General features: G+C 61.0%; 12 protein-coding genes and 1 pseudogene. 4 read left to right on the top strand and 9 right to left on the bottom strand.

Annotated elements, in window-relative coordinates:
• Nucleotides 1-4 precede the first annotated feature (4 nt).
• The 7 genes from PverR02_RS16095 to arnC are packed head-to-tail and all read right to left on the bottom strand — an operon-like array spanning nt 5 to nt 7,696.
• Nucleotides 5-1,384, bottom strand: coding sequence for a UDP-glucose dehydrogenase family protein (locus PverR02_RS16095; protein WP_079443866.1), 1,380 nt, complete (start codon nt 1,382-1,384; stop codon nt 5-7).
• Nucleotides 1,381-1,794 carry a 4-amino-4-deoxy-L-arabinose-phosphoundecaprenol flippase subunit ArnF gene (arnF, locus tag PverR02_RS16090; RefSeq protein ID WP_017846251.1) on the bottom strand — a complete coding sequence of 138 codons (414 nt, stop codon included), beginning with the start codon at nt 1,792-1,794 and terminating at the stop codon, nt 1,381-1,383. The genes PverR02_RS16095 and arnF overlap by 4 nt, the downstream gene beginning before the upstream one ends.
• Complete coding sequence (gene arnE, locus PverR02_RS16085) at nt 1,791-2,138, bottom strand: 4-amino-4-deoxy-L-arabinose-phosphoundecaprenol flippase subunit ArnE (RefSeq protein ID WP_017846250.1); 348 nt, start codon at nt 2,136-2,138, stop codon at nt 1,791-1,793. Before arnE ends, arnF begins: the two co-directional genes overlap by 4 nt.
• Nucleotides 2,135-3,790 carry a lipid IV(A) 4-amino-4-deoxy-L-arabinosyltransferase gene (arnT, locus tag PverR02_RS16080; protein ID WP_079443865.1) on the bottom strand — a complete coding sequence of 552 codons (1,656 nt, stop codon included), beginning with the start codon at nt 3,788-3,790 and terminating at the stop codon, nt 2,135-2,137. The genes arnE and arnT overlap by 4 nt, the downstream gene beginning before the upstream one ends.
• Nucleotides 3,787-4,671: a 4-deoxy-4-formamido-L-arabinose-phosphoundecaprenol deformylase gene (arnD, locus tag PverR02_RS16075; protein ID WP_046489491.1), complete on the bottom strand. Its 885-nt coding sequence runs from the start codon at nt 4,669-4,671 to the stop codon at nt 3,787-3,789. The genes arnT and arnD overlap by 4 nt, the downstream gene beginning before the upstream one ends.
• A complete protein-coding gene (gene arnA, locus PverR02_RS16070) occupies nt 4,671-6,662 on the bottom strand; it encodes a bifunctional UDP-4-amino-4-deoxy-L-arabinose formyltransferase/UDP-glucuronic acid oxidase ArnA (RefSeq protein ID WP_079443864.1) in 1,992 nt (663 codons plus the stop codon). Before arnA ends, arnD begins: the two co-directional genes overlap by 1 nt.
• Entirely contained in the window at nt 6,659-7,696 is a 1,038-nt protein-coding gene (arnC, locus tag PverR02_RS16065; RefSeq protein WP_032804319.1) for an undecaprenyl-phosphate 4-deoxy-4-formamido-L-arabinose transferase, read from the bottom strand. Before arnC ends, arnA begins: the two co-directional genes overlap by 4 nt.
• Nucleotides 7,697-8,208: 512 nt before the next feature.
• Here arnC and PverR02_RS16060 point away from each other — a divergent pair.
• Both PverR02_RS16060 and PverR02_RS16055 read left to right on the top strand, forming a co-directional pair.
• Nucleotides 8,209-9,021, top strand: a complete 813-nt coding sequence (locus PverR02_RS16060; protein ID WP_079443863.1) for a M949_RS01915 family surface polysaccharide biosynthesis protein — start codon at nt 8,209-8,211, stop codon at nt 9,019-9,021.
• 108 nt (nt 9,022-9,129) lie between these two features.
• Nucleotides 9,130-10,044: a site-specific integrase gene (locus PverR02_RS16055; protein ID WP_017846244.1), complete on the top strand. Its 915-nt coding sequence runs from the start codon at nt 9,130-9,132 to the stop codon at nt 10,042-10,044.
• Between the two features lie 43 nt (nt 10,045-10,087).
• Here the strand turns inward: PverR02_RS16055 and PverR02_RS16050 are convergent, their stop codons facing one another.
• A complete protein-coding gene (locus PverR02_RS16050) occupies nt 10,088-11,299 on the bottom strand; it encodes a multidrug effflux MFS transporter (protein WP_046383490.1) in 1,212 nt (403 codons plus the stop codon).
• Between the two features lie 190 nt (nt 11,300-11,489).
• Between PverR02_RS16050 and PverR02_RS33150 the strand changes: the two are divergent.
• Both PverR02_RS33150 and PverR02_RS33145 read left to right on the top strand, forming a co-directional pair.
• Nucleotides 11,490-12,254 (top strand): annotated as a pseudogene (locus PverR02_RS33150) (MCP four helix bundle domain-containing protein); the annotation flags it as partial.
• Complete coding sequence (locus PverR02_RS33145; protein WP_371920069.1) at nt 12,249-13,112, top strand: methyl-accepting chemotaxis protein; 864 nt, start codon at nt 12,249-12,251, stop codon at nt 13,110-13,112. The pseudogene PverR02_RS33150 and the gene PverR02_RS33145, both read left to right, overlap by 6 nt.
• A gap of 168 nt (nt 13,113-13,280) precedes the next feature.
• Here the strand turns inward: PverR02_RS33145 and flgG are convergent, their stop codons facing one another.
• Nucleotides 13,281-14,066: a flagellar basal-body rod protein FlgG gene (flgG, locus tag PverR02_RS16040; RefSeq protein WP_057004138.1), complete on the bottom strand. Its 786-nt coding sequence runs from the start codon at nt 14,064-14,066 to the stop codon at nt 13,281-13,283.
• Nucleotides 14,067-14,106 lie beyond the last annotated feature (40 nt).

Here is a 14,106-nt window from a genome sequence, read left to right as displayed (position 1 = left end):
CTTGTCAGGCTTCCCCTGCTTGCGGCACCCACTGTTGCTGGGGAATCGGCAACTGGCAGGAGTCGCCACGGCCCATCGGGAAGTACTGGAAGCCTTTGCGCGCCAGACGCTCGCCGTCGTACAGGTTGCGCCCATCGAAGATCACCGGAGTGTTCAGGCGTTGGTGGATCAGGTCGAAGTCCGGTGCCTTGAACTGCTGCCATTCCGTGCAGATGATCAGCGCATCGGCGCCGCTCAGGGTGGATTCCGGAGTGCCCATCAGCATCAGCCGTGGGTCGTCGCCGTAGATCCGCAGGGTTTCCTGCATGGCTTCGGGGTCAAACGCGCGCACATTGGCGCCGGCTGCCCACAGCGCTTCCATCAACACGCGGCTCGGGGCATCGCGCATGTCGTCAGTGTTGGGCTTGAAGGCCAGGCCCCACAGGGCGAAGGTCTTGCCGCGCAGGTCGCCCTTGAAGAAGGCGTTGATGCGCTCAAACAGCTTGCTCTTCTGGCGCTGGTTGATCGCTTCGACGGCTTCGAGCAGGTCGCTCGAGCAATGGGCCTGCTTGGCGCTGTGGATCAGGGCGCGCATGTCCTTGGGGAAGCACGAGCCGCCGTAGCCGCAGCCTGGGTAGATGAAGTGATAGCCGATGCGCGAGTCGGCGCCGATGCCCAGGCGTATCGCTTCGATGTCCGCCCCCAGGTGTTCGGCCAGTTCGGCGATCTGGTTGATGAAGCTGATCTTGGTGGCCAGCATGCAGTTGGCGGCGTACTTGGTCAGTTCGGCGCTGCGCAGGTCCATGAAGATGATGCGATCGTGGTTGCGGTTGAAGGGCGCGTACAGGTCGCGCATGACTTCGCGCACTTCTTCACGCTCGCAGCCGATGATGATGCGGTCCGGGCGGCGGCAGTCGGCAACCGCCGAGCCTTCCTTGAGGAATTCCGGGTTGGAGACGATATCGAACTCCAGGTGCCGGCCGGTCCCGTGCAGGGCCTTTTCGATATGGGCGCGCAAAGTGTCGCCGGTGCCGACGGGTACAGTGGATTTTTCCACCAGGATCACCGGCTCGATGCGATGGCGGGCAACCGCATCGCCGACCGACAGCACGTATTTCAAGTCCGCCGAACCGTCTTCATCCGACGGCGTACCTACCGCGATAAACAGCACTTCGCCATGTTCGACGGCGAGCTTTTCATCGAAGGTGAAGCTCAGTCGTCCGCTTTCAAGGTTCTCCTTGACCATCGCCGCCAACCCTGGCTCGAAAATGCTCACATGGCCCTGCTGCAATTGCCTGACCTTGTGTTGATCAACGTCCATGCAGATGACATCGTGACCGACTTCGGCCAATACAGTGGCCTGTACCAGACCGACGTAACCACTACCAAATACACTGATTTTCATGGGGCATTCCTGGGGCTTGCTGTGCTAGCACGACGAGAGTTAATAACCAGTACACCGAGGATGACCAAGGCCACCCCCAGGGTTTTTGAAAGCGAAAAATGTTCGTTGAACACCGGCAGGCTGGCGGCCAACAGGTAGACCAGCGCGTAGCTGATGCTGAGCAGCGAATAGGCGCGGCCCAGGGGCAAATCCTTGAGCGCACAGAGCCAGCACAGCATCGACAGCGCATAAGCGAGGATTGCCAGGCTCACCACGCCGAGGGCGCCCAGGTCGATGGTGTTGCTGCTGAATGCGCCGAGCCATTCGTCCGGCAGGGGCAGGCGCGTCATGCTCCAGCGCATCCCCAACTGGGCGGCGCTGACCAGGCCGACACTGCCCAGGGCGAAGGCAAACCCGCGAGCCCGGCTCATACCTGGCGCCCCAGCAGCACGACGCCGGCAATCACCAGCGCCACACCCAGCCAATGCCGGGTGTCGATGTGCTCCTTGAATACGAAGCGCGCCATTAACGTGACCAAGACGAAATTGAGGCTGAGCATCGGGTAGGCAATCCCGACTTCGAGGCGCTGCAGCACCAGCAACCAGACCAACAGGCCAAAACCCAGGCACAACAGCGCGGCCCACAACCAGGCAGAGCGCAGTTTCAGGGCCCAACCGTCAGGCTGGTCGCGCCAGCTTTCCACGGCGAACTTCTGAGCGACCTGGCCCATGCAAGTGAGCAGGCAGGCGGCCAGTAACAGGAACAGGGTGATCATGGCGCAACCTGCGGGAAAATCAGGATGACGATATTGCCTTGCTCATAGCGCTTGCCGTCCGGGGGCAGCAGGTTCACTTCGGCGATCTCCTCGTCACCCTTGACGCGCATCACCACGCCCACAGAGCCTTGCCGGCGGGCCTCGTTCATCCATTGCTGGACCTGGGTCATGTCGACCTTGCGCTGGGCGGCGTCCGGGTAGGCGAGGCCGTATTTCACTTCGCCGATGGTGTTATAGAGGGTGATGTCGGTGCGTTGCAGGCGCCAGGCCAAGGCCGATGCGGCGCCGAGGTCATTGCTGAGCAGGGCGGATGTCGGTTGCAGTTCCTGCAGGTGGTCGACGATGAATTGATCCGGCGTCTTGTTGTACACCACCGAATGGGGCAGTGCGGCCGGGGCCAATGCCAACAGCAACCAGCTGCCCAGCGCCGGTGCGGCCCACAGTTTCAGTGGGCGTGCAACCTGCAACAGGTTGGCGATGATCCAGCCGAACAGGCCGGTGAATACCAGCACCAGGCTGAGGGTTTCCTGGCCGTGTTCGTACAGCGGTTTTTTCAGTTGGAACCACGTCAGCGCGAGCAAGGCCACGACACCGAGGATCAGGTTCAGCCAGCCGTTGATGCGCAAGGCACGGTCACGCGCCTGGGCCAGTTTGTCGGTGAGCGCGTTACCCATGAGCAACGCCAGCGGCAGCAGGCACGGCATGATGTAGGACGGCAGCTTACCTTTGGCCAGGCTGAACAGTGCCAGCGGCATCAGCAGCCACAACAGCAGGAATGCGGTGCCGGGCGCGCGCTTCTGCTGCCAGGCCTGCTTGACGGTGGACGGCAACAGCGCCACCCACGGCAGGCTGAATGCGACCAGCAGCGGCAGGTAGTACCAGAATGGCTCGGCGTGCTGCGCGTCTGCGCCGGCAAAGCGTTGGATATGCTCATGCCAAAAGAAGAAGTTCCAGAAATCCGGCTCCTGGCTCTGCACCGCAAGCGCCCAGGGCAGGCTGATGACAATCGCCACGGCGACGGCGACCAGGCCGTAACCGAGCAGCTCGCGCAAGCGCTTCTGCCAGATCGCGTAGGGCAGGGCGATCAGCACCGGCAGCAGCCAGGCGAGGAAGCCTTTGGTCATGAAACCCATGCCACAGGCAACCCCAAGCAGCGCCCAGGACCCGACGCGACCGTTGCGGGTGGTGCTGTCGAAGCAAAACCACAGCGCCACGCCGGTCAGGTTGACCCAGAAGGTGAACTGCGGGTCCAGGTTGGCATAACCGCCCAGCGCCACGACGCTGAAAAAGCTCATGTACAGCACTGTGCTGACCAGGCTCTTGTGCGGGTCATTCCACAACCGGCGCGACACCCAGTACACCAGCAGAATGCTGAGCCCGGTGCTCAAGGCCGACGCAAAGCGCACGCCGAACAGGTTTTGCCCGAAGAGCGCCTGGCCCAGCGCGATCATCCAGTAACCGGCAGCCGGTTTTTCGAAATAACGAATGCCCATAAAGTGCGGCGACGCCCATTTGCCGGTCAGCAGCATTTCCTGGCTGATTTGTGCGTAGCGGGTTTCATCCGGAATCCACAGGCCATGGGTGGCCAGGGGTAACAGATAAAATGCGCCAAATGCCAACAGCAGCAGGGGCAGCGCCCAACGGCGGATCATGCCTGCTGCACTCCGAGCCAACCCTCACGGCCGCTCAGGGCGCCGCGCACCAGTTGTTGCTGGGGCAGGGTGGAGACGTCCGCCGGGAGCAGATCGCCCAGCGGTTTGAAATGGATGCCGCGCTGCCCTGCCTGGGCGAGCAACTGGCGAAAATCGTTGGCCATCAGAATCCCTTCTACTTCTGCGTGGATCGTGTAGACGTTCAGCTTCGACTCTGCGAAGCGGTCGAGAATGAACCCGTTGAAATCCTTGGCAGCCACCACCGGCCCGACGACTTCGTCGAAGGTCGGCAGGTCTACCGGAATCTGTGGGGTGCCCGCGCTGCCATCGGCCAGGGTCGGACGAAACAGGCTGGTGCCCCGGCAATCGCTGTTGTAGCGAAAGTTGAAGGCTTGCTTGGCTTGCACCACGCGTTCATCGGCGCGCCAACCGGCGGCCGCTGAACAGTCGATACGTTCACCGAGGATGTCGCTCAAGGTGTCCACACCGCGTCGGACCTGCTCGATCAACTGTGCGTCGCTCCAACGTCCGGCGTTGGCCTGCCAGCCATGGTGATCCCAGGCGTGCAGGCCGACTTCATGCCCGGCGGCCTTGGCCTGGCGCATCAAGTGCCCCAGGTCGCGGCCGATCGGCTTGCCCGGCCAGGCGGTGCCGGCGAGCAAGATATCCCAGCCATACAGGCCGGCGGCGTTGGAACGCAGCATCTTCCACAGAAATTGCGGGCGGATCAGGCGCCACAAGTGGCGCCCCATATTGTCCGGCCCGACACTGAAGAAGAACGTTGCTTTTACCCCGGCTTCATCCAGGGACTCGAGCAACCGTGGCACGCCTTCGCGGGTGCCGCGGTAGGTGTCGACATCAATGCGAAGACCTGCCTGCATCAGCGCTTGTCCGCGATTTCGAGCATGGCTTCACGCAGGAAGAAATCCAGGGTGTTGCCGATGGTTTGGCTCATCTCCACGGTCGGCTCCCAGTTCAGCAGGCGCTTGGCGTTTTCGATGCTTGGTTTGCGGTGGGCCACGTCCTGGTAACCGGTGCCGTAGAACGCCTTGCTTTCCACGTCGCGGAAACCGGCGAACGGCGGGAAGTTGCTGCGCAGCGGGTGAGCTTCGAACTGACGCAGCAGTTCTTCGCCCAACTGGCGGATGCTCGCTTCGTTTTCGGGGTTGCCGATGTTGATGATCTGGCCGTTGCACACATCGTTGTCGTTATCGATGATGCGCGCCAGGGCTTCGATGCCGTCGGCGATGTCGGTGAAGCAGCGTTTCTGCTCGCCACCGTCGAACAGGCGGATCGGCGTACCTTCCACCAGGTTCAGGATCAACTGGGTGATCGCACGGGAGCTGCCGATACGTGCCGAGTCCAGGCGGTCGAGGCGCGGGCCCATCCAGTTGAATGGACGGAACAGGGTGAACTTCAGGCCCTTGGCGCCGTAGGCCCAGATCACGCGGTCCAGCAGTTGCTTGGAGACCGAGTAGATCCAGCGTTGCTTGTTGACCGGGCCGACCACCAGGTTGGAGGTGTCTTCGTCGAAGTACTGGTCCTGGCACATGCCATAGACTTCAGAAGTCGACGGGAAGATCACGCGCTTGTTGTACTTGACGCAGTAGCGCACCAGCTTGAGGTTCTCTTCGAAGTCCAACTCGAACACGCGCAGCGGGTTGCGGGTGTATTCGATCGGGGTAGCGATGGCCACCAGCGGCAGGACCACGTCGCACTTCTTGATGTGGTACTCGATCCACTCGGTGTGGATGCTGATATCGCCTTCCACGTAATGGAAGTTCGGGTGGCTGCGCAGGCGCTCGATGGCGTCGGAGCCGATGTCCAGGCCGTAGACTTCGTAACGGTCGTCACGCAGCAGGCGTTCGGACAGGTGGTTACCGATAAAGCCGTTCACGCCCAGGATCAGCACACGGGTGCGACGTGGCTTGCGGCCGGACTCGGCGCCGCGCAGGACGGAACCGTCTACCAGGCCCAATTCGTTGGCCAGGGACGGGCCGGCCAGGTACAGACCGTTGTCGTTGCGCTGACCGAACTTGATCACCAGCGAGTCTTCACCGCACGCGATGCGCAGCGGGTTGACGCTGATCACGCGGCCAGGCGCCAGGCCTTCGTTGCCCTGGACCACTTCGGCTTGCCACACGATCAGCTTGTGCTCGCCCACGGCGCAGAAAGCGCCCGGGTACGGTTGCGTCACGGCGCGTACCAGGTTGAACAGTTCTTCAGCCGGTTTTTGCCATTCCAACTTGCCATCCGCTGGAGTGCGGCGGCCGAAATAAGTGGCCTTGCTTTCGTCCTGGGCGGTTTCCGCCAGTTTGCCCGCGGCCAGTTGCGGCAAGGCGTCGCGCAGCAGGCTGCTGGCGGCGTCACGCAGTTTGGCGTGCAGGGTCAGGCCGGTGTCGGAACGCTCGATCGCGACTTTCTGCTGGGCCAGGATCGCGCCGGCATCGGCACGCTTGACCATGCGGTGCAGGGTCACGCCAGTTTCGGTTTCGCCTTTGACCAGCACCCAGTTGGCGGGCGCGCGGCCACGGTATTTCGGCAGCAGCGAGCCGTGCAGGTTGAACGCGCCTTTGCGGGCGGTGGCCAGCAGGGGTTCGCTCAGCAGGTTGCGGTAGTAGAAGGAGAAGATGAAATCCGGGTTGAGCTTGGCGATGCGCTCGATCCACAGCGGGTGGTTGGCGTCTTCCGGTGCATGCACCGGAATGCCTTTGCGGGCGCACAGTTGCGCGACGGAACCGTAGAAATTGTTTTCCTTGGGGTCATCGGCATGGGTGAACACGGCAGCAATGTCGTAACCGGCAGTCAGCAGGGCTTCAATGCCAGCACAGCCAATATCGTGGTAAGCGAAGACAACAGCTTTTGAATTCATGACGAAACCTGATCGGAAGGGGAAGTAGTGGTGGTATGGGAGGACACCATGCCGTCAACGACGACCACGGGTGCCGGTGCTGCCGGTTGGTTGCGCAGCACTTTTTCAATAAAGAACCGGGGGCGGGCGCGCACATCGCTGTACATGCGGCCCAGGTATTCACCCAAGAGGCCCATGCCGATGAACTGGCCGCCGGTGAACACGAACAGCACCGCGAACAGCACGAACGTACCGCCGCCGGCCCATTGGGCGCCGAAGGCCAGGCGCAGGACGATCAGCGCAACGGCGAACAGCACGCCCAGGCCCGCCAGGCTGAAGCCGACGATGGACAGCAGGCGCAGCGGGGTGGTGGTCATGCAGGTCAGCAGGTCGAACATCAGGCTGATCAGGCGCATGGCGCTGTATTTGGATTCGCCGTGTTCGCGCTCAGCATGGTGTACGAGGATTTCAGTCGTGTGACGGGCAAAACCGTTGGCCAGGATCGGAATAAACGTGCTGCGTTCGCGGCAGGCGAGCATGGCGTCGACGATGGTGCGGCGGTACGCGCGCAGCATGCAGCCGTAGTCACTCATGGCAACGCCGGTCGAACGCTGCACGGCCAGGTTGATCAGGCGCGACGGCCAGCGGCGGAAGGCCGAGTCCTGGCGGTTGTTGCGCACGGTGGCAACCACGTCGTAGCCCAGCGCGGCTTGTTCCACCAGGCGCGGGATTTCTTCCGGGGGGTTCTGCAGGTCGGCGTCGAGGGTAATCACCACATCGCCCCGGCACTGCTCGAAACCGGCCATGATTGCCGCATGCTGACCATAGTTGCGATTGAGGATCACCGCGACCACATTGCTGCCGTCTTCGGCGGCGGCGTCTTCGAGCAATTGTGCGGATTTGTCGCGGCTACCGTCATCCACCAGGATGATTTCGTATTCGTAGGCCAGTTGCTTGCAGGCTGCCGTCGTGCGACGCAGCAATTCAGGCAGGCTTTCTTGTTCGTTGTAGACCGGGATGACGATCGACACACAATGAATAGGGTAGGGTTTCAAAGATTCATGACCTCGGGGTTTGAGCAACTTGGAGCGTAAAGACAACAGTCACTGGCCGAAAAGGCGGGTGTCTGGTTGAACCTGCTGTGGAGTTGGTGTGTTCATCCGACCATCCTGATGGGTTATTGAGATCTTCCATGTGCCGCCGAGAGTAAAGATCAAAAATTACAAAGATAAAGACGAATCAACAAGTTACTCGGCACAGTGCGGTTCGTTCTCAAGTCCTGCGGCCAAGATTAAGCGTAAAAATGTTCAACGAATATGAAAGCCGCATGAAAAACTCGTTTATTTGACAGGTAGACAGCTAGGGTTCAGCTACACAACTAAGGCACTGAGGGCGTTGTTTATTTAGCGTAATAGGAACGTTTTACATGACGCCGGGCTCCACTGAGTAGGCGCGGATCTGCGTGGTGCGTGGCGGCAGTGTCTGCTACGTGTGTTTATTGAAGAATCTTCTCTGCATTGCGCCTCAAGTGCCGGTAAAGTAAGCCATCTCTTGCCAGGGTACTCGGATGAATAGCGTGCAGCGTTTAGGCGGCCAATGGCGGCCGGTGTTGATGGGATTGTTGATGAGCGCAGCCTGCGTCACCACCGCATGCGCCGATGACGCAGTGGCGCTGACCACGGTGGTCCAACTGCCGGAAGGGGTTGAAGTGCGCGGCAAGGAAGTTGCCGCCTACACCTGGGACGACCGCCAGGGCAAGAACCTGCTGGTGTTGGCCGAGCAAATCAGCGAACGCGAGGATGACGGCACCCAGTCGGCGTTTGTCTACGCGGCCCAGTATCTGATCGACGGTGACCGCCCCAAGCGCATGTGGATGCTCTACGACGACGTGCAGCACTGTGAATTCGATGCCGCGCTGCGCTTCGACATGGCGGCGACCAAAGTCACCGACCTAGCCGGCGACGGCACCACCCAGGCTACGGTGGGTTACACGCGCACCTGCACCAGTGATGTCAGCCCCAATGAATTCAAACTGATCATGCATGTCGGCAAGGCGCAGAAGTACCGCCTGCGCGGGGTCGACCGGGTCGGCGCCGCCTGGTGGGACGAAGAGGCCGGGGCACTGCGTGGCATGCCGCTGCCCAGGGATTGCAGCGTCGCCGGGCAACAAGCGTTGGTCAGCCAGTACAAGGAGCAGGGCACCGAGTTGCCTTTGCCGGGTTGCTACAGCGACGAGAAAGACTTTGCCAAGGCGCCGGAGGCCTACCTGACGTTCATGCGTCAGCACTGGTTCGCGCTGATGCAGAAACAGGATGCTGAATGGGGCCAGGCGCAGACCCCCTCCCAGGAGCCGACCGAGGACGAAGAGACCGCCCCGTGATTTGGCGCCAGGGCCGATCGTGCGTTAGACTCGGCCGTCGCCAATTCAATAAATACCTCGAATAAACAATTGGTTACTCGAGGTATTTAATCCAAAGGCTGATCTACCTTGACTGAGTCTATCCGCAACCCTCTGACCCTCTACCTCACCCGCCTGGCGCCCTCCAGCCAACTGACCATGCGTTACGTGCTGCAGGATGCCGCCGACCGCCTGGGCTTCGAGGACATCAACCTTGAGGAGATCGACTGGCACCTGCTGCAACCCGAACAGGTGATCGCGCTGGTTGCGGCCTTGCGCGAGGACGGCTACGCGCCCAATACCTCATCGCTGTATGTCAACGCTGTGCGCGGGGTCATGAACGAAGCCTGGCGCATGAGCCTGATCAGCCAGGAACACCTGCTGAAAATCCGCACGGTCAAGGCTGCGCCCGGTACACGCCTGAGCCAGGGGCGCAATCTGCGTCGCACGTTGATCCGCGAAATGATGGATGTGTGCGCTGCCGATCCGCGCCCCCAGGGCCTGCGCGATGCTGCAGTGATCGGCATCTTGTATGGCTCAGGCATGCGCAAGTCGGAGTCGGTCAACCTCGACCTGGCGCAGATCAACTTTGGCGAGCGCAGCTTGCGCGTGATCGGCAAGGGCAACAAGGAACTGATCAAGTACGCGCCGGGCTGGGCCTTTGCCAAATTACAGGCCTGGCTCGAATTCCGGCGCGAACAGCTCAAGGAAGGCGAGCCAGACGATGCGTTCCTGTTCAACCGCATTCGCCGGGGCAGCCACATCACCCGCGAACGCATCACCAAGCATGCGATTTACTACATCGCCCGCCAGCGCGGTCAGCAAGTCGGGGTGACGATCATGCCCCATGATTTCCGGCGGTCTTTCATCACGCGGGTGATCGAGGAACATGATCTGTCGATTGCACAAAAACTTGCGCACCACACCAATATCCAGACCACCGCCAGCTATGACATGCGCGACGACAATGAGCGCCGGCGCGCGGTGGATCGGTTTGACCTGTAGCCGCCGGCGAGCGCGGCCGCCGCGTTCCATCCTCGGGCATGGCTCAGGAGGAAGGCGGAGCGCCGGGCAGCAAGTGCGCCGGTAAACGGCGCAAGGTCCACAATGTGGTGAGCATCGCCGCGACCGCACACAGGGCGATGCCAATCAACATCGGCGCCGGGGTGTGATCGGCGAAGATTCCCACCAGGGTCATGGAGACCGCGGCCGTGATCATCTGGATCGCGCCGAGCAGTGCCGACGCGGAACCTGCCACCGCACCATGATCCTCCAGGGACAACACACCGGCCGCCGGTAACAGCAAACCGAGAAACCCGAAACCGATAAACAGCAGTGTCATCATCAAGCCCAGGTGACTGCCCCACAGCGTGGTGGCGGCCAACACCACCATGACCGCCGCCACGCCCACCACCGACCAGCGAATCAGCGGCGCCAGCCCGAAGCGTGCGCTCAGGCGGGCGGTGAGCTGGCTCATGGCAAAAAATGACGCTGCGTTCAGCGCAAAGCACAGGCTGAATTGGGTCGGGGTCAACCCGAAGTACTCGATGTACACGAACGGCGCGCTGCCGATAAACACAAAGAACGTTGCCAGGCCGAACCCGCACACCACCGATAAACCGATGAACACCGGGTCGCGCAACAACGCCCCATAACTGCTGAATGCATGCCCCAGGGTCTTGCCCAGTCTGCGCTCGGCGGGGTGGGTTTCAGGCAATTGCACGATGGTCATGCCCAGGCACAACACGGCCACCACCGCCAGCACGGCAAACACCTCGCGCCAACTCCAGAGCGCAATCACCAGGCTACCGGCCAATGGCGCGAGGATCGGCGACACACTCATCACCAACATCAGCAAAGCCATCAGGCGTGCCGCTTCATGGCCGGTATACAGGTCACGCACAATCGCCCGCGGAATCACCATCCCCGCGCATGCGCCGAACGCCTGCACGGCGCGAAAACCAATCAGCACTTCGATGCTCGGCGCCAGGGCGCAGCCGATACTGCCCACGGCGAAGATCACCAACCCGGCATAGATCGGCGGCTTGCGCCCGAACACATCACTGATCGGGCCATAAAACAGCTGGCAGACGCCGATGATCATGAAGAACACCGTGAGGCTCATCTGCACCGCTGCCGGCGAGGCCTGCAGGCTGGCGCCCAGGGTCGGCAGCGCCGGCAGGTAGATATCGATGGCGAAGGGGCCGACGGCCGTGATCAGACCTAGCAGCAAAGCAAGGCGGGCGATACGTTTAGGCATGGGCAGTTCCGGGTGAAGCAAAGGTCGGTCAGCTTAAAGAACCGCCCCCGCGCAAACACGGCGGGCAAGGCTTTGAGTTTATCTGCGCAGATCTGCGCAATTGAGCTTCAATAACAGGGAGCCTATGCCGATAACAGTATCAGTGACGCTCTAGCGGTTGGGTTCCCAACCGGCTGTCCAGGCTACGGGGATGACCAGCATGACGATCAAATTACGCTTGTGGCTATTGATTGCGACCGGGTTGCTCACCGCTTTGATCATGAGCCTGGCCGGTTACCTGGGAAACGTCCGGATGGCCGATGCCGTGCAGGATAACGAGATCAGCATGACGGTGCTGCGCAACCACATGGAAGCCGACATGATGCACGACGCCCTGCGCGCCGATGTGTTGTCGGCGATGTTGGTCGGGTTGGGTAAAAGCACCAGCACCAAGGCCGAGGTCGGCAACTCGCTCAAGGAGCATGCCGAGCACTTTCGCCAGGTGCTGGAGGACAACCTCAAGCTGCCGCTGGGCGATGCGCTCAAGACCAGCCTGGAAAAAATCAAACCCAGCCTGGATACCTATATCAGCGCTGCTGAACGCATTGCGGCACTCGCGCTGGACAACCCGGAGGCCGCTCGCGGCGAACTGGAGACCTTCAATACAGCCTTCAGCCAGTTGGAAGGTCAGATGGCGAGCCTCAGCGAGCTGATCGAAAACAATACGCAGCAAACCAGCATCGGCACCCGACAAACCATCAGCAACGCCAACTTCACCTTGGGCGTGGTGTTGATTGCGAGCCTGCTGCTGCTCCTGGCGCAGGGCCGCTGGGTTTCGCGGAGCATCATGGGGCCGTTGCAGGCCGCAAGCCGCATCGCCGACAGCATCGCCCGTGGCAATTTGAGCGAAGCGATTGTCGAGCCCCAGCGCAACGACGAGGCCAGCGCGCTGATACGCAGCCTCGGCACCATGCAGCGGGACCTGCGCGGCATGATCGAAGTGGTGCGCAGCAATGCCCATGGCGTCAATGGCATGAGCGAGCAACTGAGCCAGGGTTGCCATGAGGTGGCGGGCAGCAGTCAGCAGCAAAGTAGCGCCGCCAGCACCATGGCGGCGGCGGCCAGTGAAATGACCGCCAGTATCGAGGAAATCACCCAACATGCGGCGCGCGCACTGAACATGGCCAACCAGGCAGAAGCCTTGGCCAAGGACGGCGGTCGGGTGATCCACCAAGTGGTCAGTGACATGGCCGGCATTGCCCGTTCGGCGCAGCAGTCGGCTCACGTCATCCGCACGCTGGACAAGGAGTCCGAGGCAATCTTCAGCATTATCCAGGTTATCAAGGGCATTGCCGATCAAACCAATCTGCTGGCCCTGAATGCCGCGATCGAAGCCGCCCGCGCCGGTGAACAGGGGCGCGGTTTTGCGGTAGTCGCCGATGAAGTGCGCAGCCTGGCCGGACGCACCAGCGCCTCGACCCAGGAAATTGCCAGCATGGTCGGCCGTATCCAGCAAAACACCCGCGAAGCGGTGACCAGCATGGAGGAGGGCGTCACACAAGTGGACAAGGGCATGGCCGTGACCGCCGAAGTCGAGCGCGCCATCCGCGAGATTCTCCAGGCTACCCTCAACACCACCGAGTTGGTCAACGACATCTCCCGCACCATCAGCGAGCAAAGCCTGGCCAGTAACGAAATTGCCCATCAAGTGGAGATGATTGCCAGCATGTCGCAGCGCAACAGCCAGGTGATCGGCACGACGGCCTCGACGACGGACGAGTTGTCTGCATTGGCGGGGAAATTGTCGCAGTCGGTGGATCGATTTCGGCTCTGAGCATCACCGCTGATTTAGACAACTCGACTCAATCCTAACGCCAGCAGCCATCGGCAATTCGTGATGGCTGAGGGATGAGGTTTGGCTGTTTGGTAGGCTGGCGGCTAGGGATATACGATCGTGACAGTCGCCATGGCAGCATTGAATCGGTGCTGTCTCGTTACTCAATCAAAGACTCTTTGTAAGGTTGCCTAGCATCTCTTTTGCGGTAGAGACAACTTTGGAGTTCATTTCATAGGCTCGTTGAGTGGTGATCATGTTGACCATCTCTTCAACGGTACTCACGTTTGAGGTTTCCAAGGTGCTCTGCAATGTTGTGCCGATACCATTGACTCCTGGAGTGCCGACTTGAGGAGCCCCGCTGGCGGCGGTTTCCAGAAAGAGGTTGGCGCCTTGTGCTTGCAAGCCTGCCGGATTAATGAAATCGGCTATCTGCAGATTGCCAATCACCTGCGAGGCAGGGCTGCCGGCGACAGTGATCGATACAGTCCCGTCCTGGCCCACGGTGAATGTCTGGGCGTTGTTGGGGACAACGATCGCCGGTTCCAGGGCGAACCCATTCGCGGTGACGATCTGACCGTTTGCATTTAAGTGGAACGTACCGTCCCTCGTGTAGGAAAGGCTGCCGTCGGGTTGCAGTATCTGGAAAAAACCACGGCCGTTCAGCGCCAGGTCCAGAGGTTGACCGGTCGTTTGCAGGCTGCCGGCAGAGAAGTTTTTCTGGGTGCCGACGACATGCACCCCGGTGCCTAGTTGCAGGCCAGAGGGCAATGCACTGTTCTGGGTTGACTGTGCGCCTGGCTGTCGTTTGATCTGATAGACAAGGTCTTGAAACTCGGCGCGATCACGTTTGAAGCCGGTAGTCGAGACGTTCGCCAGGTTGTTGGAAATAGTGGTCAGGTTAGTGTCCTGGGCAGAAAGCCCGGTTTTTGCGACATACAGTGCAGGCAGCATCCAAATCTCCTTGGGGGCGGTGGTGCGGGGTCAGGATCTA

It is taken from the genome of Pseudomonas veronii, from assembly GCF_002028325.1.
Taxonomy (GTDB): Bacteria; Pseudomonadota; Gammaproteobacteria; order Pseudomonadales; family Pseudomonadaceae; genus Aquipseudomonas; species Aquipseudomonas veronii.
This window is presented reverse-complemented; position numbering and strand designations above follow the sequence as displayed.